Annotated in this window: 16 protein-coding genes; 8 read left to right on the forward strand and 8 right to left on the reverse strand. The window is 60.7% G+C overall.

What is annotated here, in order from left to right:
- Window position 1: 1 nt before the first annotated feature.
- The 4 genes from ACYG9R_RS28705 to ACYG9R_RS28720 form a co-directional block, all read right to left on the reverse strand.
- The gene (locus tag ACYG9R_RS28705; protein WP_023669476.1) at window positions 2–1,093 is read right to left on the reverse strand and encodes an ABC transporter ATP-binding protein; all 1,092 of its coding nucleotides are present in this window, start codon (window positions 1,091–1,093) and stop codon (window positions 2–4) included.
- On the reverse strand, window positions 1,090–2,046 hold the full coding sequence (locus ACYG9R_RS28710; protein WP_352462969.1) for a carbohydrate ABC transporter permease: 957 nt from the start codon (window positions 2,044–2,046) through the stop codon (window positions 1,090–1,092). The genes ACYG9R_RS28705 and ACYG9R_RS28710 overlap by 4 nt, the downstream gene beginning before the upstream one ends.
- Window positions 2,043–2,903, reverse strand: coding sequence for a carbohydrate ABC transporter permease (locus ACYG9R_RS28715; RefSeq protein WP_023700494.1), 861 nt, complete (start codon window positions 2,901–2,903; stop codon window positions 2,043–2,045). Before ACYG9R_RS28715 ends, ACYG9R_RS28710 begins: the two co-directional genes overlap by 4 nt.
- 81 nt (window positions 2,904–2,984) lie before the next feature.
- Complete coding sequence (locus tag ACYG9R_RS28720; protein ID WP_023700495.1) at window positions 2,985–4,598, reverse strand: extracellular solute-binding protein; 1,614 nt, start codon at window positions 4,596–4,598, stop codon at window positions 2,985–2,987.
- Window positions 4,599–4,953: 355 nt separating this feature from the next.
- Between ACYG9R_RS28720 and ACYG9R_RS28725 the strand changes: the two genes are divergently transcribed.
- Window positions 4,954–5,982 carry a LacI family DNA-binding transcriptional regulator gene (locus ACYG9R_RS28725; protein ID WP_023669472.1) on the forward strand — a complete coding sequence of 343 codons (1,029 nt, stop codon included), beginning with the start codon at window positions 4,954–4,956 and terminating at the stop codon, window positions 5,980–5,982.
- 416 nt (window positions 5,983–6,398) lie between these two features.
- Complete coding sequence (locus ACYG9R_RS28730; protein ID WP_023669471.1) at window positions 6,399–7,289, forward strand: adenylate/guanylate cyclase domain-containing protein; 891 nt, start codon at window positions 6,399–6,401, stop codon at window positions 7,287–7,289.
- Between the two features lie 235 nt (window positions 7,290–7,524).
- On the opposite strand, the gene ACYG9R_RS28735 is transcribed toward ACYG9R_RS28730, so the two are convergent.
- Window positions 7,525–7,965 (reverse strand): hypothetical protein, encoded by a 441-nt coding sequence (locus tag ACYG9R_RS28735; protein WP_155923170.1) that lies wholly within the window; start codon window positions 7,963–7,965, stop codon window positions 7,525–7,527.
- 353 nt (window positions 7,966–8,318) lie between these two features.
- Here ACYG9R_RS28735 and ACYG9R_RS28740 point away from each other — a divergent pair, with 353 nt between their 5' ends.
- Window positions 8,319–8,579 (forward strand): hypothetical protein, encoded by a 261-nt coding sequence (locus ACYG9R_RS28740; protein ID WP_245260004.1) that lies wholly within the window; start codon window positions 8,319–8,321, stop codon window positions 8,577–8,579.
- Between the two features lie 276 nt (window positions 8,580–8,855).
- Here ACYG9R_RS28740 and ACYG9R_RS28745 read toward each other — a convergent pair whose 3' ends face one another.
- Together ACYG9R_RS28745 and ACYG9R_RS28750 are read right to left on the reverse strand one after the other, a co-directional pair.
- Window positions 8,856–9,347 carry a DMT family transporter gene (locus ACYG9R_RS28745; protein WP_081726785.1) on the reverse strand — a complete coding sequence of 164 codons (492 nt, stop codon included), beginning with the start codon at window positions 9,345–9,347 and terminating at the stop codon, window positions 8,856–8,858.
- Window positions 9,344–9,826, reverse strand: coding sequence for a DMT family transporter (locus tag ACYG9R_RS28750; RefSeq protein WP_245260005.1), 483 nt, complete (start codon window positions 9,824–9,826; stop codon window positions 9,344–9,346). The genes ACYG9R_RS28745 and ACYG9R_RS28750 overlap by 4 nt, the downstream gene beginning before the upstream one ends.
- On the opposite strand from ACYG9R_RS28750, the gene ACYG9R_RS28755 reads away from it, so the two are divergent.
- The 5 genes from ACYG9R_RS28755 to ACYG9R_RS28775 all read left to right on the forward strand — a co-directional run bounded on the left by ACYG9R_RS28755 (window position 9,813) and on the right by ACYG9R_RS28775 (window position 14,453).
- Window positions 9,813–10,577 carry a CGNR zinc finger domain-containing protein gene (locus ACYG9R_RS28755; protein WP_155923172.1) on the forward strand — a complete coding sequence of 255 codons (765 nt, stop codon included), beginning with the start codon at window positions 9,813–9,815 and terminating at the stop codon, window positions 10,575–10,577. The genes ACYG9R_RS28750 and ACYG9R_RS28755 overlap by 14 nt on opposite strands.
- Before the next feature lie 273 nt (window positions 10,578–10,850).
- A complete protein-coding gene (locus ACYG9R_RS28760; protein ID WP_023669466.1) occupies window positions 10,851–11,054 on the forward strand; it encodes a CsbD family protein in 204 nt (67 codons plus the stop codon).
- Between the two features lie 174 nt (window positions 11,055–11,228).
- A complete protein-coding gene (locus ACYG9R_RS28765; RefSeq protein WP_023823219.1) occupies window positions 11,229–12,716 on the forward strand; it encodes an ATPase domain-containing protein in 1,488 nt (495 codons plus the stop codon).
- Window positions 12,716–13,753, forward strand: coding sequence for a sensor histidine kinase (locus ACYG9R_RS28770; protein WP_031199112.1), 1,038 nt, complete (start codon window positions 12,716–12,718; stop codon window positions 13,751–13,753). Before ACYG9R_RS28765 ends, ACYG9R_RS28770 begins: the two co-directional genes overlap by 1 nt.
- A 577-nt stretch (window positions 13,754–14,330) precedes the next feature.
- On the forward strand, window positions 14,331–14,453 hold the full coding sequence (locus tag ACYG9R_RS28775; RefSeq protein WP_348529184.1) for a DUF3606 domain-containing protein: 123 nt from the start codon (window positions 14,331–14,333) through the stop codon (window positions 14,451–14,453).
- 81 nt (window positions 14,454–14,534) lie between these two features.
- On the opposite strand, the gene ligD is transcribed toward ACYG9R_RS28775, so the two are convergent.
- A complete protein-coding gene (ligD, locus tag ACYG9R_RS28780; RefSeq protein WP_023823220.1) occupies window positions 14,535–16,304 on the reverse strand; it encodes a DNA ligase D in 1,770 nt (589 codons plus the stop codon).
- Between the last annotated feature and the right edge of the window lie 12 nt (window positions 16,305–16,316).

Here is a 16,316-nt window from a genome sequence, read left to right on the forward strand (position 1 = left end):
GTCAACCTGCCTTCATCGCAATGCCGCTGCGGGCATCGAAGACACGCACGGACGATGCCACGGGGGCGACGACGGCAAGCTCGCCGATCGACAGTCCGACAGCATTGTCGAACACCGCCTTCACGGCGGTCTCGCCATCGCCGAGATGGACGATGGTCCTCGCGCCGATCCGCTCGACGAAGCTCACCGGCATGGCGAGGCCCTGCCCGCTCTGCACCAGCGACACCTGTTCGGGCCGGAAGCCGTAAAGCACCTCAGAGCGCGATCCGCGCAAGGTGGCGGCCAGCGCATCCGGCAGCGTCGGCGTGACCCCCAGTGGCCCGAGATCGACCACCAGGCCCCGGTCGCTCTCCGCCGGCCTTCCCTTCAGCAGGTTCATGCCCGGAGCGCCGATGAAGCGGGCGACGAAGACATTGGCTGGATTGTTGTAGACTTCCAGGGGCGTTCCCACCTGCTGCAGCACGCCGTGATCCATGACGGCAATGCGGTCGGCCATGGTCATGGCCTCGAGCTGGTCATGGGTGACGTAGACCATCGTCTGCCTGAACTGGCGCTGCAGCTGCTTGAGCTCGGTCCGCATTACCGCCCGGAAGGCGGCGTCTACATTGGACAGCGGCTCGTCGAGCAGGAAGATCGCCGGCTCCATGATCGCCGAGCGTCCGATTGCCACCCGCTGCAGGATGTTGACCGAGAGCCGGTCGGCCTTGCGGTCGAGCAGCGGCGTCAACTGCAGCAGCTCGGCGACGGCGCCGACGCGGCGGTCGATCTCGGCTGTCGCCGCACCGCGCATCCGCGGCCCGTAGGCAAGGTTCTGGCGCACCGTCATGTGGGTGAAGATGGCGTAGTTCTGGAAAACGAAGCCGACGCCGCGGCGGCCCATGGGCACGCCGGCCATGTCGCGCTCGCCAAACAGGATCTTGCCGCTGGTCGGCTCTTCCATGCCGGCGATCATGTTCATCGTCGTCGACTTGCCGCAGCCCGAAGGCCCGAGCAGCGCCATGAACTCGCCATCGGCGATGTCGAGGTCCATGGTCTTCAGCGCCGTGAACTCGCCAAAGGTCTTGACCAGGTTGCGCAGCTGGATCGCGCTCATGCCGGCACCAGCCTTGCGCGCGCCATGCGCTTCATGGCGAATACGGCAACGATCGAAAGCACGACCAGGATGGCCAGCGCGATCGCCGCCACATAGCCCCAGATCAGGTCCTGCGTCGTGACCTTGTAGATGTAGACGGAGATCGTCTCCGTGGCGACGCCGGGGCCGCCGCCGGTCATGATGTAGAGCGTGTCGAAGATCTTGAAGTTCTCGATGACGCGGATCGCCAGCGCGATGATGATGATCGTCTTCATCTTCGGCAGCACGATGGTGACGAAGCGCTGCCACGGGTTGGCGCCGAGCAGGGTCGCCGCCTTGATCTGGTCCTGCGGCACGCCGACCAGGCCGGCAAGCAGGATCAGGAACATCAGCGGCGTCCACTGCCAGATATCGGCGATGATCACCGCGATCAGCGCCAGTGTGGGGTCAGACAGCCAGGCGATGGTGACGCGGGAACCGCTGAGTGCCGACAGGATGTCGTTCAGCGGCCCGCCCGACTGGAACAGCATGAAGAACATGTAGCCGGCCACCGCCGGAACCACCATCATCGGCATCAGCAGGATCGAATAGAAGACCCGCTTGCCCGGAAAATCGTCCGCGAACAGCGTCGCCAATGCCAGGCCAAGCAGGAATTCGACGGGCACGCACACGACCATGACGATGGCCGTGCGCCTCAGCGCGCTCCAGAAGCGCGCATCGGCGGCAAGGTCGGTGTAGTTGGCGAAGCTGTTCCACATCTCCCATGCGTTCCACCAGCCGAGGCCGGAGAGCGGCGACCAGTCGGTGACGCTGATGTAGAGCTGCATCAGCAGCGGGAAGACGGAGATGAAGAGCACCAAAACCTGCGCCGGCAGCGTCAGCCGGAATCCCAGCCGCGCTCCCTCGTCCCGCAGCGCGGGCTTGCCAAGCGCGGCCTTTGCGTCCTTTGAGACAGTCACGGTCACCGCGCTCATTGCTTGAGCGCGCCGAAGGTCAGTCCGCGCACCAGATGGCGCTGGATGGCGATGCCCATGATGACCGGCGGCACCGCGGCGATAAGACCGAGCGCGGCCTTGGCGCCATAGAGCTGCCCGGTCATCGAGGAGGACAGCGAGGCCATGTAGACCGGGATCGTCACCCATTCACGCGTCGTCAGCAGCAGCGCGATCAGATAGTCCGACCAGTTGAGGATGAAGACGAAGAGGGCGGCGCTGGCCAGCGGTGCGCGCATCATCGGCAGCGTGATGCGCGTGAAGACGCGCAGCCGCGAACAACCTTCGACAAGCGCCGCTTCCTCGATCTCGCGCGGCATGTCGTCGAAGAAGGTCTTCATGAGCCAGAAAGCGAACGGCAGGGTGACGATGCCGTAGATCAGGGCCAGGCCAAACCAGCTGTCGGTGAAGTTCAGGAAGGCCCACATGATCATGACCGGGATCATCACCGCCATTGGCGGAAACAGCCTGAGCTGGATCAGCGCCAGCGGCAGGTTCTGGCCGGAGCCGAAACGCGACAGCCCGTAGGCCGCAGCCGTGCCCGCCGACATTGCGATCGCCGTGCCGAACACCGAAGACAGCAGCGACGACAGGATCGGCTTCAGCGCGGTGCGGTCGAGCGCCACGATCAGATTGTTGTTGGACTCGCCGAAGACGAACTGGAAATTGCCGAGCGTCGGGTTCTTCGGCCACCATGTCAGGTCGGCGCCGGTCGCCGACCATTCGGCGATCGGCTTGAAGGCCATCGACACCATCCACAGGATCGGTACCAGCGTCACCGCCATCGCCGCGAAGATCGCGGCGTAGCGGAATATCTCGAAGGGGACGGAACGGTTCATCTGGCTGCTTTGCTGGTGGCGTTGACTGCGGCGGGGAGGAACAGATGCTCCTCCCCTCCAGCGCTGATCCAGGGAGACGGATCAGCTGATCGGGTCGAGAACCGTCGGCCAGGCCTCCTTGTTCGTCCTGATGGCTTCGAGCAATTTGTCCTCGCCGATGCGGCGGGCGATCTTCTTCCACTCCGCTTCCGTGTCGGCCATCGCCTGTTCCGCTGTCTTGGCCTTGGTCAGCGACGCCATCAGATTTTCGTCCAATGCGTTGTGGAAGGCGGTGGCGCCGGGATAGTTGATCGTCGGCACCGTGCGGGCGACGGTCTCGCGCACCACGTCGATGTGGTAGGCGTGGTAGGTCTGGCGCACCAGCGGATCGGAGAAATCCGAGAGCCGGAACGGATCGAGATAGCCGCCCGGATTGGCGCTCATCCAGGCATAGATGCGGGCGGAGCCCAGCCACTGCAGCAAAAGGTAGGCGACCTCCTGGTTTTTCGACTGCGACGAGACCATGCCGGTCAGCGAGAACCACAGCACGGAACGGCTGATCAGCTTGCCGTCGACTTCGCGGCCGGGCGGCAGCATCGAGCCGATCTTGCCGGTGACGGCAGAATCCTTGTTGCCGGCATTGTCGAGGAATTTCGGCAGGTTCGAGAAGGCGCAGGTCATCGCCGCGCCGCCCTTGGCGAAATTTCCATACTGCTCCGGCCAGCCCCAGGAGATCGCGTCCGGCGAGTGATGAACCAGCGAGCCGACATATTCGTTGGTGGCGGCAATGCCGTGCTCGGAATTGATCAGCGGCTTGCCGTCGTCGCCGAACAGGAACTGGTTGGGCGATGCCATCGAGACATAGCGCTGATACCAGTTGGTGTAGCCCCAGCCCTGGTTGCGCAGGTCGGTGGAGCCGAACAGGCCCTTGTCGGGCCGCTGGAAGAAGCCCGCGATGTCACTGTGCTGCTTCCAGGTCTTCGGCGGCGCCAGATCGTAGCCGAATTTGTCCTTGAACGCCTTCTGCTCGGCAGCGTCGCCGAACAGGTCGGTGCGGTAGACCCAGGTCTGGAAGTCGCCGTCCAGCGACACGCCATAGTTGGACCCGCGATATTTGTTGAGCAGCGACACGCCCTTGGCGCCGTCGACATAGCCGGTCTTGGGATCGTCCCATTCGGGCTTGTACTGGGCGACGAAGTCGTCGAGCTTGGCGATGCCGCCGGTCTCGGCAAGGTCGCCGAGGCGGTTCCATTCCGTCGAGTAGATGTCATAGGCCCCACCCTTGGTGGAGATGTCCTGCATCGTCTTGGTGAATTCCTGGCCGTTCGGCAGGCCGACGATCTCGATCTGGATGCCGGTTTCCTTTTCCCACAGCTCCTTGATCGACGGCGCACCCGCAGGGAAAGGCTGTGTGAGTTGGCCAATCGAGCCATCCGACAGGCCAAGCACGATCTTGGCCGGTGCCTTGCCAGCTCCCTTCAAGGCCTTGGCCGCCTCAACGGCACGGGCTTCCGGCGTGTCGGCGCCATATTGATAGCGCTCGGCGCCCTCGAAACCGGTGGGACCGCCTACCATGCCTGGCGCCAGCGCGTCGGCCGCAACGGCACGGCCGGGACGGATGAATTGCGGTGCGATACCGGCCGCAGCCACGAACGCCGCCGCCTTCCCTCCGGACGCCAGCAAGCCGCGTCGCGATATGCGGATCAAATCAGACATTGGAATTCCTCCCTCAGGGCCGATGTTTCCTCCACGAGCCCGTTGAGGGATATTGACGGCAGCACCGGAAGGCTGTCAACATCATAAATACTCAAAATACATCGTAACACCGCAACCGCGGAGAAAATACGTCATGCAAAGGTCGACACACGGGCTCAATGCCTCGATTTGATGGGAAATCTGCCTTTCTGGCACGCGACTATCACGCCGGGCGACGCGATTTAGCCCAACCTCCTTGCGCATCGGCTAAGGCTCGATACATCATTTCCCATCAGAATCGCTGATGGCTGGCAGCTGTGGCCGTCGGACGGGCTAGCGGCATTGTGCGATCTGATGCATTGAGGAGATGAAGACGGTGCGTTCCACCTTGACTGACATAGCCCGGGAAGCCGGCGTTTCCGCCGCCACCGTCGACCGCGTGCTGAACAACAGGCCCGGTGTGCGGGCGCGCACGCGTGAGATCGTGCTCGAAATGGCGCAGCGCCTCGGCTACATCGCGGAAGGCCCGAACGGAGCGCCGCCCAGGCCCTCACCTGGAGAGGTCATCCGTCTCGACTTCGCCCTGCCGGCCGGCACCAATTCCTTCATCAAGATGCTGCATCGACACATCGAGGCGCAGGCCCTAGCGCGCCCCGATCTTGACGTCCACATCGCCACCATAGAGGGCTTCAACCCCGACCGGCTCGCCCGCCTGCTGCAAGAATTGCGTGGACAGACACAAGGCGTCGGCGTGATCGCGCTCGATCATCCAACGGTGCGCGAGGCGATCCGCTCGCTGTCAGCCAATGACGTCAAGGTGGTGACCATCGCCTCCGACATCCTGCATGTTCCGAGAGTGGCCTATATCGGCATCGACAACCGCGCCGCGGGGCGGCTGGCCGGCTATCTGCTCAACCGCTTCATGGGATCCGAACGCCCAAGCAAGGTGGCGCTGTTCGCCGGTTCGCTGTCCTACCGCGGCCATGAGGAACGCGAGATGGGATTCCGGCACATCTTGACCGAGGAGTCGCCCAACCTCAAGATCGTCGAGATGCGCGAAATGCTGGATGACCGAGAGAAGGCTTATTCGGAAGCATCAGCGCTTCTGGACCGGCACCCCGATCTTGCCGCGATCTACAATGTCGGCGCCGGCAACACCGGCATCGCTCGGGCGCTCAAGGAGCGTGGACGCGCCAAAGACATTCTCTTTCTCGGCCACGAGGTGACAGACGGCACCAAGGAACTTTTGTTGGATGGGACGCTCGATGCGGTCATAGATCAAAATCCGCGCGTCGAGGCGCGGGAAGCGCTCAACATTTTAAGCCACTCTGTCAGGCACCTGAACTATGAACCGCATCAACCACGACTTCAGGTGATCTTCAAAGAGAATATACCTGAAATCTGATCAATGGATCCGTGATCGTATCGCAAAGCACAGCGTTGGCGTCGCCACCGGTCCCAAATACGAACGAGAGCCCGAATGATCTCGTCAAAGCCGCCGATCTGGCACTATTCCGTGCGAAGTCGGAGGGCCGAGATCGGGTCGTGGTTGATGGTGCATGAGAAGGCCGTCGCCCGTTGCAACTCGGTCAGCCTTTCCGAACCTAAAAAGACCAAGTCCACTCATAGCACCGAAGTCGCGAACGATTGGGGCGAAGAGGGTTCTGGATGTCGGCACGAAGCCGACGAATGGCATACGCCCGTCCGTCCGCCACGATCACCTGAAGCATCGCCCCGGCCCCAGGCGCACGAGCAGATATGTCGCAGGCAACCTCGTGTGTTATACACGCACGCTGACTTTTTGGGTCGGACACGAGATCGATGGACCAGGAAACGCTTCTTGCCGCAGTCCTCTTAGCTGATGTCGTGGGCAGCACGCCACTCTATGAGCGGATCGGAGACGATGCCGCTCTACAGCAGGTCTCGGATTGCCTGGACACGATGCGCGAGATCGTCGCCAAACACGGTGGTGATTTCATTTACTCGAAGGGCGATGACATACTCAGCCTCTTCGAGAGCCCGGAAATGGCGCTGACGGCCGTCTGCCAAATCAGCCACCAACTGACTAAAGGTCCGTTAAGCGCCCGTATCGGATTGCATTTCGGGGCGGTCATTCGCGCGCGGGGCGCGATATTCGGTGACGTTGTCAATGTCACCGCAAGGTTGTCCACCACGGCGAACCCCGGAGAGGTGCTGATCAGCCAGAGCTTCTGCGAAGCCCTTTCCCCGAGAAGCCGCAAGGGCCTGCGGCTCCTCGACAAAATGGCCTTGAAGGGGAAGCAAGAGTTCTTCGATGTCTATACCCTGTGGAGCGACGATGGGGGCCCCGGTACGCAGATCACCAGCCATGGCGCCACTACAGATAGACGCTCGGTCCTGCCGCGGCAGATTCATCTGGTCATCCGCTACAGAGATCAGCTGCGATCCTGTCGAAACGGCGAATCCGTGACAGTCGGCAGATCGGCGGAATGCGATATCATCGTCGAGCGGCCCTGGGTATCGAGGCGCCACGCCGCCTTCACCATATTGAATGGCAGAGCTCGGCTTCTCGAACGAAGCTCTTCGGGCACATTTGTGTCCATGGGACTGGGCCATGAAGTATTCGTACGCCGTGAAGATATTATCCTCTTCGGCTGCGGCGTCATCTCGCCTGGAGTGAAGTCGGCACTCGACGAAGCCCAGCTTCTTCACTACGAAATTGTCTCGGATTGACCCGGCCCGGCTACTAGCTCGACCGGTTTCGAGCTGGTTCGCTGGCGCCCTCAATGTCGCGCTGTATTCTTTGACAGCCATTGGAATCGACCGTTCATAAATGTGCCAAGGCCAATCCAGGAACGTCTGCTCTCGAAGTTGGGCTGCGAAGAGCTGACTTCCGTTTCCCTCGCTGAGTTCGACGGAGCCGGCGGCCGGTGCATCTCCCTCGCAGGATGCGGAGTTCTACCTGCTCCTAGGCGACATTCTGCAGGTGGATGGCTTCGGCAGCAAGCTGGCCCGCTCGATCGGTGACGCGATAGGTCTTGCCGCGAAAAGGCGGTGCGTGGGAATTGTGCTGGACTGTCGGCCAGACAATGAGCTGGCGACGGGAGCGGCCGGCTGAAGCGGGATGGCCCGGACCAATTCCCTGCCCTGTGTCGCCTTGATATCCCCAGGTGCTGAAGGTCAGCACAGGCTGTTGCAGCCCGGGGTCGACGAACGCTTCATCAGACCATTGCGCCGCAATAGCTCCTCGACCACCTGCGAAGGCTCGCGATTGGGCTACCGTCACGAAATTGGCGCAGAAGCGCAGACCACTGACATATCGCGACGTCGAGATGGAGCTCGATGCCACCGTGTTTGCAGCACCGGGGAGATTCCTCTTGGGCCGATCGAGTTCAAGTTGCTGCGCCACATGCTCGACAATCCTGAAAGGTGATCAGCCGTGATGAATTCATCGCAGCTGGCTGCTCGCAGAAAGCCAGTGTGAGCGCCCAGGTGGTCGACGTTCACATGAGCCAGTCGCGAAAGTTGTTGAAGCAGTCGTCGCAGAGTTGCCATTCGCACCCTGCGGCTTGCCGGCTATTCTCTCGAAGACACTGCGGGCTGACGATCTCGGCGATTGGGTTCAGAAAGGTCGCTGCGTGAGGCCGCAAGGGGACCGACCCAATGGGAAAGGTCTTGGCAGCTAGGGGACTTAACGCCACCGACATTGCAGCCGGGCGCTGCTCTAATCGAGAGAAAGTCTGGGCGTATAGAACAAGCGACATGAGCGTGTCGGATTGTTTGCATTCAAACGACCTTTGCGACGTTATCCGTGCCTTCGCCTTGCTGGTGCCGGAGGAAATCATGACGTCGCCCGACAATTCGGTCGAACTCGTTCGCGACAAGAAGTGGACGGTCCGCATCACCGCCTACGGCAGCACCCTGACGTTTCCGTTCGAAGCAGAAAGCTATGCACGTTCTTATGCCGATGGTCAGGCATTCCGTCTCGGCGTTCAGGTGGCGGAACTGAAGCGATGCGGCTGACAGCTTGTCGACGTGTTGGCGGATAGCCTGCATTGCCATCGGAACGAATAGGTCACTGATTGCAGCCTCGCGATTTTTCCATCAAATCCCGCCTGCAATCTTGACAGCAACTCGGCAAAATCCCTCGCCGACTAGTGTTGTCATATGAGCTGGAGCTTTCCTCGCCGCCGGTGGTAGGCGGGATACGCTGCCGGGACAGCCCTCTTTTCGCATAGACGCGAACCTTGTGCTTTTCCGTCTCAAGGCTGATTGGCGGCTGGATGCGCGCGCCGTCTTTCATATTCTGCCATCAGCCCGCGCGGAGCGTGGAATCAACGGCGGGGAAGCGGATGATGTTTCCTGTTTGCGCTCGCGTAGCGCAAGAAACGCTGCGAAGAGCATGATAGCCATGCCGATGATGTCGATCAGGCTAACCTCCTCGCCGTAGGTGATGATGCCAAGCACGACGGCAATGACGGGTGAGACGAAGGCAAATGCTCCGGCGCGCGAGGCGCCGATTTCGTGCAGGAGCCGGATAAATAGAGTGTAGCCTATGAACGAACCAAACAGCACGAGGAACAGCCACCCGACCCAGGCCGGCCAGCCCCAATTGCCTTTTAGAGCCGCGGCCGCGCCTGGCTCCACAACGAGTGAGATGAGAATTAGGAATGCGCCCCCGAAAAGGGTGGTGAAGCCGGCGATGAAGTCCGATGAATATACCTCAAGAAGCGGCCGCGCGAGCACCGAACCCCATGCATAGATTAAAGCTGCCGACGCCACCGCTGTCATCGCCAGCAGCCGGAGCCCCTGCCCTGCTGGTCTGCGTGTGTCCAACCAGCATAGGCTTCGGGCCCGAACAGGACGCACAGACCGGCCGCACCGAGCAAAATCGCAAAGAGCCTGCGGCCGTCATAGCGTTCGTCCCCCAGAAGCAACGCAAACCCAAGCAGCGTGACGGGGGTCAGCGAAAGCTCAAGAACAGCCGCGGTGCCCGTATCGACGTAGAGCATGCCCCAAAAGAGTGGGCCATAGCAAAGCGGAATCATGAACAACGTAACAACGAAAAGACGCGGCCAACTCCTTTTCGCCACCCGTGGTAGAGCAGCGCCCCTTAGGCGCGTCGCGCTGAGGATCAGCAAGCCGGCTACTGTAAAACGCGTGCCTGCGAACATCAGAGGCGGCACGGTGGCGATCCCTGCCTTGATACCGATCCACGTGGTGCCCCAGATCACACATAAAACCAGAAATGTCGCTGTGTTGCGGTTCATCGGAAGCAGCCTTCGCTGGGCGTTGTTGGTTCGTCGTAACGGCCAAAAGACGTTTATTTCGTTACAACGGCCTCTTGCCAATACGGTTCCGCCAACCGATGTTTCCGGGATGGATGGTGCGAAGACTATCGTCGACATGCGCATGGTTGGCGGTCACCCCTGCCTGGACTTCGTCAACACGGTGGACGCGCGACGCGATGTGTGGGGGCCAGACGTCTTGCAGACCTATGCCGACCTGGTCGTCTGGGCTGGACGTGCCGATTTGATCGACGTCGATGAGGCGCGAGCACTGCTCGCGGAGGCTTCCGCCCGCCCGCTCCTTGCGGAGGCGGCATTGGAAAAGGCCAAGATTTTGCGCGAGGCCGTTTACGCGGCTCTCCAGGCCGAGGCGGCAGGCGCCCGGGTGCCGGACGATGCCTTGCAAATCGTGCGCGATGCAGTCGCCCTAGCCCTGCCGAAGCGCTCGCTTTTCCCGTCCGGCGACCGCCTCGCTTGGCAGTGGACCGACGCAGCCAGCCTGAACACGATCGGCCACCGCGTGGCCTTTGAGACAGCCGAGTTTTTGGTGTCCAGGAATGACCGCCGCCGCGTGCGCGAGTGCACCGGGCCGAACTGCGGTTGGCTTTTCATCGACACCTCGCGTGGCGGGCGCAGACGGTGGTGCTCGGATGAGAGCTGCGGCACACGCAGCCGGGTAAGGCGCTTCAGGGCAAAAGCCGCAGGGAACATGGCTCCCGACAGCAAGAATTAGTATCTGACGCCAGGCTTGGATGACCAACGCAGCATAGTTGGCTTCACGCTATCCCTGTCGCTGTTTGTCCAACGAAGCTGGTCTCGCGAGCGACTGTGGCCAAGAGTGTGGAGAACACAGCCGGCGCGGCAAGCCATCATCGCGTTCCAGAGCGGGTTGCTTCGGGGCCGCCTACCTCGCCACGCTTCGATCGGTCGATCTGCTCAAACTTGACGGGAACTCCGGTAGCGTTACGGCGTTTTTCTCAGTCCGAAACAAACAAGGATAGGTGCCATGGACTGGAACCGTGTCGAAGGCAATTGGAAGCAGGTAAAGGGCAAGGTCAAGGAACAGTGGGGCAAACTCACAGACGATGATCTGGACCGTATTGCCGGTAACCGCGATCAGTTGGAAGGCAAGATTCAGGAGCGCTACGGCATTGAGAAGGACCGCGCTCGGCGCGACATCGATGACTGGTATGGCCGGCAAGGCTGGTAGGTCGCCGGTTCCAAACTGAACTTGAAAAAGGGCTCCGGGAGGTACGGCGCCCTTTTTTGCCGCGTTTCTTGTCGCCTTTTCGTGAGTCTCACGACAAGGGCGCTCACCGAGAGACGTGGAACCGCGAAAGGTGCCCGTCGTTATCTGGTTCTCGAAATTACATTGGGGGATTAGTTGGACAGAGACGACGCCTCGGCGATCACAACTGGAGTTAGCGGCCTCGACTACATTCTTCGTGGCGGCTACGCCAGGAACCGCTCCCATCTCATCGAAGGGAAACCAGGTTCTGGAAAAACCACTCTTGGCCTCCAGTTTTTGATCGAGGGCGCCAAGAATGGCGAGACATGCCTTTACATCACTTTGTCAGAAAGCAAGCGCGAACTGCTCTCGGTTGCTGGCCGTCACGGCTGGGATCTGAAGGGGGTGCAAATTCTTGAACTTGTGCCGCCGGAGCTCAGTTTCGATCCTGCGCAGCTACAGACATTGATCCATTCCTCGGAATTGGAACTCGGCGAAACCGTGCAGTCTGCCATGGCCGAGATCGGACGCGTCAGACCCGATCGCGTGGTGTTCGATTCGCTCTCTGAAATTCGACTTTTATCGCAAGGGTCATTGCGGTATCGGCGCCAGGTGTTGGCATTGAAGAGCTTCTTCATGCTCAACAATGTGACGGTGCTTATGCTCGACGACCTGACCGCTGAGCAGGATGACCTCAATTTGCATTCGATCAGTCACGGCGTCATTCGGATGGAGCAGCTGTCGCCCGTCTATGGTGGAGAGCGTCGGCGGCTACGCGTGATCAAAATGCGCGGCGTGCAGATCCGGGGCGGCTTTCACGATTTCGTCATTCGCCCAGGCGGCGTTATCGCCTATCCGCGGCTCGTTGCAGCCGAGCATGAGGTGGCCGAGCATGATACGCCGGCCATGAGCAACAACCGGATCGACACCCTGCTTGGCGGCGGGCTGGCCCGTGGTACCAGCACGATGCTGATGGGGCCGTCTGGCGTTGGCAAGTCTACCATTGCCTGCACCTATTGCTATGCCGCACTCGAGCGTGGCGAGCGTGTGCTGGTGCTGTTGTTTGACGAGACAAAGCGCATCTTTTTGGCGCGCGCCGCCGGGCTCGGCATGGACCTGGAGCCGTTTGCCGAGGACGGCACGCTGATGCTTGAATCTGTCAATCCGGCTGAGCTTTCACCAGGCGAATTGTCTTCGCGCATCCAAGCGGCCGTCGAAGAATCCAATGTGCGGATCGTCGTGATCGACAGCCTAACTGGCTATCTCAATGCCATGTCCGAAGAACAACATCTGGTGCTTCAGATGCACGAGATCCTCACCTATCTCAATCAGAAGGCAGTGGCGACGATCCTGCTGTTGGCCAATCACGGGCTGTTTGGGCAAACGGCAGCGCCGGTCGACATGACCTATCTCTGCGATTCCATCATGCTTCTGCGCTTCTTCGAGAACGCAGGTCAGTTGAGACGCGCGATTTCCGTTGTCAAGAAACGTGTCGGCCCCCACGAAGAGACGATTCGTGAGTTTAAAATCGGCGGTAACGGCGTGGCCGTAGGTGAGCCACTGGAACAATTCCGCGGCATCCTGATGGGATCTCCGGAATTTGAAGGCAAGCCGACAGACCTTCTGAGGAATAAGGCGCTGTGATGTCGTCCAGCCCCGCCGTTCTCGTGCTGGCGCCGCTTGGCCGTGACGCGAGGATCGCGGCCTCCATCCTGGCTACAAACCAGATTGCCTCGCGTGTGTGCGGCAGCTTGGAAGAGGCAGTGCCGCTTCTCGACGAGGCTCAGTGCCTTGTCGTGGCCGAGGAGGCCCTGCTCAGTTCCGATCGAACGCAGTTTGCGGCCTGGCTTGAAGCCCAACCCGCATGGTCGGATTTTCCGATCGTGCTTCTGACGATGCGGGGGAACGAAGTCGACACGCGGATGGCATTTCTGGACCGCTATCTGATCGTGCTTGAACGGCCATTTCTGGCTTCGAGCCTCGCCAACTCGGTGCGCTCCGCCTTGCGTGCCCGCGCCCGCCAGCGTGAGGTCCAGTCCTACATCGAACAGAAGCGGGAGGTCGCCGATCGGCAGAAATTGCTCATCCGCGAGCTGCATCACCGCGTCAAGAACACGCTGGCCAACGTTCGCGCCATGATGGGCGCGACGGCCAAGTCGAGCGGCAACGTCGATGATTTCGTACGCGATTTTTCAGCCAGGCTCGTTTCCCTGGCCCAGACCCATTCGATGCTTACCGACGATTATTGGCAGACTGCCTCCCTGCACAAGCTGCTCGAAAGCGAGCTTGACCACTATGAGACGCGCGACAGGCCGCGTATCGTTCTGGAAGGCCCGAACGTAGCGCTAGTCGCCGACATTGCGGTCCCTGTCGGGATGGCTTTCCACGAACTGGCCTCCAATTCGTCGAAGTTTGGCGCGCTTTCGCAAACGGGAGGCCGCCTTGATGTCCGCTGGTCGTTAGGCGGGTCCGGCGATACACAGATCGTCAATCTTGACTGGCGGGAACGAGATGGGCCGAAAGTCGAGCAGCCCAGTCGCCGGGGGTTTGGCACGACACTTCTGGAAAAAGTCGTGACCGTGCAATGCAACGCCAAGATCGAATTGAACTACCATCGTGACGGCTTGCAGTTCACCATGGCCTTGCCGTTGCGAAACACGCGCCTTGTGCCGGCTTACTGAGCGGCAACGGAAAGGCTGGCTGGGCGCCGCGATAGGGATTAACTGAGCGTCACTCGGCAGGCTGGTCTAGCGCTTTAGCCAAAACATCAGTTCCGAAAAAGACCGCCTCTATATCTCCCATATGCCTCTGCAACATTGCGAGAGCTCCGGCGTGGTCTATGCGGCCGACCTTGGTGATGAAGTCGAACTCGTGCCGCGGCGCTGTGACCCGGGTCATGCGTCCTAGACGAAACTTTGGGCTCCCGGAGCGCAGTTTTGTCGCCTTCGTGGTCACCCCCCGCCATTTTGCTCACGATCCTCGTTGATAGCCCGGATGCGCATCTGAATCATCTGCGACCCGTCTGGGTTCCGACTGGCGTCGTAAAAAACCAAGAGGCCCGCAGACAGGCTCGATCGACGGTCAGCTATCCCGAACAGCAAACGAAATCACCCTTGCCTTTGGCCAACCAACTTTCGCCAGATCACCTTCGCAATGGCTGCGGCCCTAGTACGGTCGGACAGCCCGCGCCTCTGGCGGCCGAAGTGAGGCGCCGGGAACATACAACGTCGGTCGTTGTTTCTCTGATCAGGAGGAAAGATGATGGCAGACGATAAGAGCAAGCGTGATTTTCGAGATCGCAACCGTGTATCAGTCGATGAAGATTATGAGGTTGGCTATTTCGCCAAACAGCATCGTATCACGCCAGAACGCGCGAGCTAATCAGAGAACACGGCAACGACCGGAAGAGGCTCGGACGCGAGGCAAGGAAACTCGCTGATACCGGCTGATGGTCGCGACGCACTACGCGGCTTTTCGGCGAGCGGGTCTGAAAGGCTGCGCGAGCGTGAAAACGTCTGGCCGGATGCCCGCCTCGACTTGCTTCCATGTGACCGGGTGGGCAATTGGAAAGCCGGGCCGCGCTCGCGGGGAAAAAGCGCCTATTGCGGTATTGCCCCGTCCGTTGCGGAGATAGTCGAGAAAGATCCGGCCTCCTCGGGCGGCGGGGTCAGCTGACAACAGGTATCGGTCAGGATCGGTATCAACCAGACGGTGGGCGAGCGACTTGGCCAGTTTCCGGGCGCTGTCATGGGTCATCTTCGCAACGAGCGGTGCCATCAAGTGGATGCCTTTGCCGCCAGTGACCTTTGGCCAGCTCTCCAAGCCTGCCGCTTCCAAGATGCCCCGTAGCGCCAGCGTGGCCTCGATCACAGCGTCCCATGGGACGCCTTCTCCGGGATCAAGGTCGAGGACGAGCCGGTCCGCATGTTCGATGTCGTCAATCGTCGCGTTCCAAGGATGAAGCTCAACGGCATCCATCTCGACCAAGCCAACCAGACCATCCATGTCATCTATCCATACCCGAATGCCTTCGCCGCCTTCGCGCTTTTGAACGCGGAGTTGGTGCACGGACGCCGGTATCCGAGGTAGCGGTCCCTTGTGATAGAAGGTTGCGCCGGAGGCGTGGCGGACCAGCTTCAGCGGTCGCCGAACCAGATGAACTAGAGCTTGATCAGCGACCCGCCGCCAATAGTCTGCCAGCTCTTCCTTGGAAGGTGCAACCGCATCGGGTAGCAGCTGGAGAATGTTCTCGCGCGGGACGCCGTGTTGGCCTTCCGACCTCCGCTTGGACGGCGATGGAGGCTTGGGCGGGATTGCCTGAAGGTCCTCGCGGAGTCCCTTGAAGACCGCCTCACGCAAGATGCCCCGGTCCGACACGCCACTGAATTGCACCTCGGCGAGAACGTCTGGTTTGACCCATGTCGCCTTGGGCTTTTTGATCGGCTCCGACAGCGGTGACTTGGCGACTACGAGCGGATCAAGCCGCTCCCTAACGCGCCGGGCTGCGTCCAGCGTATAGCCGGTCTGGGCCTTCCCGGCATAAAGCAGCCGGTCGCCCTCTCGCCTGCCGATGTACAACGATGCGATGCGGCGCGGCTGCGCGCCAAGTTTCTCGACGAAAGCCACGATTGGAAAAGTGTCGCTCTTGACACATTTGACCTTGACCCAACTGGTCTGGACGCCCGAGCGGTAGTGAGCATCCGCTCGCTTCGATACGATTCCCTCTATGCCCATCCGGCAGGCATGGTCGAACATATCCTTGCCGTTCACCTCCAGATGCTCGGCATAAGTCAGGGTTGGCTCGGTTTCGGTCAGCAGCTTCTTCAGCGCAGCCTTGCGCTTCACTAACGGTTGTTCCCGTAGATCACGGCCATCGAGGTACAGGAGGTCGAAAGCGTAGAGAGTCATCCGTAGCGAACTTGGGTTGCCCAGTTCCCGTTCCAGGGCTTGATAGTCCGGCAGGCCGGTGTCGCCCAGGACGACAGCTTCACCATCGATGATAGCGGATTTGACCGGCAGGCTTGCCGCGGCCTGAACAATCCCCTTGTAACGGTGGGACCAATCGTAGCCGCGACGCGTGAATGCTCGCGCCTTTCCGCCTTCAACGACCAGCTGCGTCCTGTAGCCGTCATATTTGATCTCGTGAAGCCAATCTCCGCCTTCGGGAGCTTTCTCGACCAGTGTGGGCGATTGGAACTCGATGAACGAAAGCCGGTCAATGGCACTGGTCATAAACTCGCGACT

This window comes from Mesorhizobium sp. RSR565B (genome assembly GCF_054719465.1).

What these genes read in the sequence shown, in the direction of transcription:
- ACYG9R_RS28775 (WP_348529184.1), top strand. Translation starts at nt 14,331, where the DNA reads ATGATGGCAGACGATAAGAGCAAGCGTGATTTTCGAGATCGCAACCGT.
- ACYG9R_RS28760 (WP_023669466.1), top strand. Translation starts at nt 10,851, where the DNA reads ATGGACTGGAACCGTGTCGAAGGCAATTGGAAGCAGGTAAAGGGCAAG.
- ACYG9R_RS28770 (WP_031199112.1), top strand. Translation starts at nt 12,716, where the DNA reads ATGTCGTCCAGCCCCGCCGTTCTCGTGCTGGCGCCGCTTGGCCGTGAC.
- ACYG9R_RS28750 (WP_245260005.1), bottom strand. Translation starts at nt 9,826, where the DNA reads ATGAACCGCAACACAGCGACATTTCTGGTTTTATGTGTGATCTGGGGC.
- ACYG9R_RS28730 (WP_023669471.1), top strand. Translation starts at nt 6,399, where the DNA reads ATGGACCAGGAAACGCTTCTTGCCGCAGTCCTCTTAGCTGATGTCGTG.
- ACYG9R_RS28745 (WP_081726785.1), bottom strand. Translation starts at nt 9,347, where the DNA reads ATGACAGCGGTGGCGTCGGCAGCTTTAATCTATGCATGGGGTTCGGTG.
- ligD (WP_023823220.1), bottom strand. Translation starts at nt 16,304, where the DNA reads ATGACCAGTGCCATTGACCGGCTTTCGTTCATCGAGTTCCAATCGCCC.
- ACYG9R_RS28720 (WP_023700495.1), bottom strand. Translation starts at nt 4,598, where the DNA reads ATGTCTGATTTGATCCGCATATCGCGACGCGGCTTGCTGGCGTCCGGA.
- ACYG9R_RS28740 (WP_245260004.1), top strand. Translation starts at nt 8,319, where the DNA reads ATGAGCGTGTCGGATTGTTTGCATTCAAACGACCTTTGCGACGTTATC.
- ACYG9R_RS28705 (WP_023669476.1), bottom strand. Translation starts at nt 1,093, where the DNA reads ATGAGCGCGATCCAGCTGCGCAACCTGGTCAAGACCTTTGGCGAGTTC.
- ACYG9R_RS28715 (WP_023700494.1), bottom strand. Translation starts at nt 2,903, where the DNA reads ATGAACCGTTCCGTCCCCTTCGAGATATTCCGCTACGCCGCGATCTTC.
- ACYG9R_RS28710 (WP_352462969.1), bottom strand. Translation starts at nt 2,046, where the DNA reads ATGAGCGCGGTGACCGTGACTGTCTCAAAGGACGCAAAGGCCGCGCTT.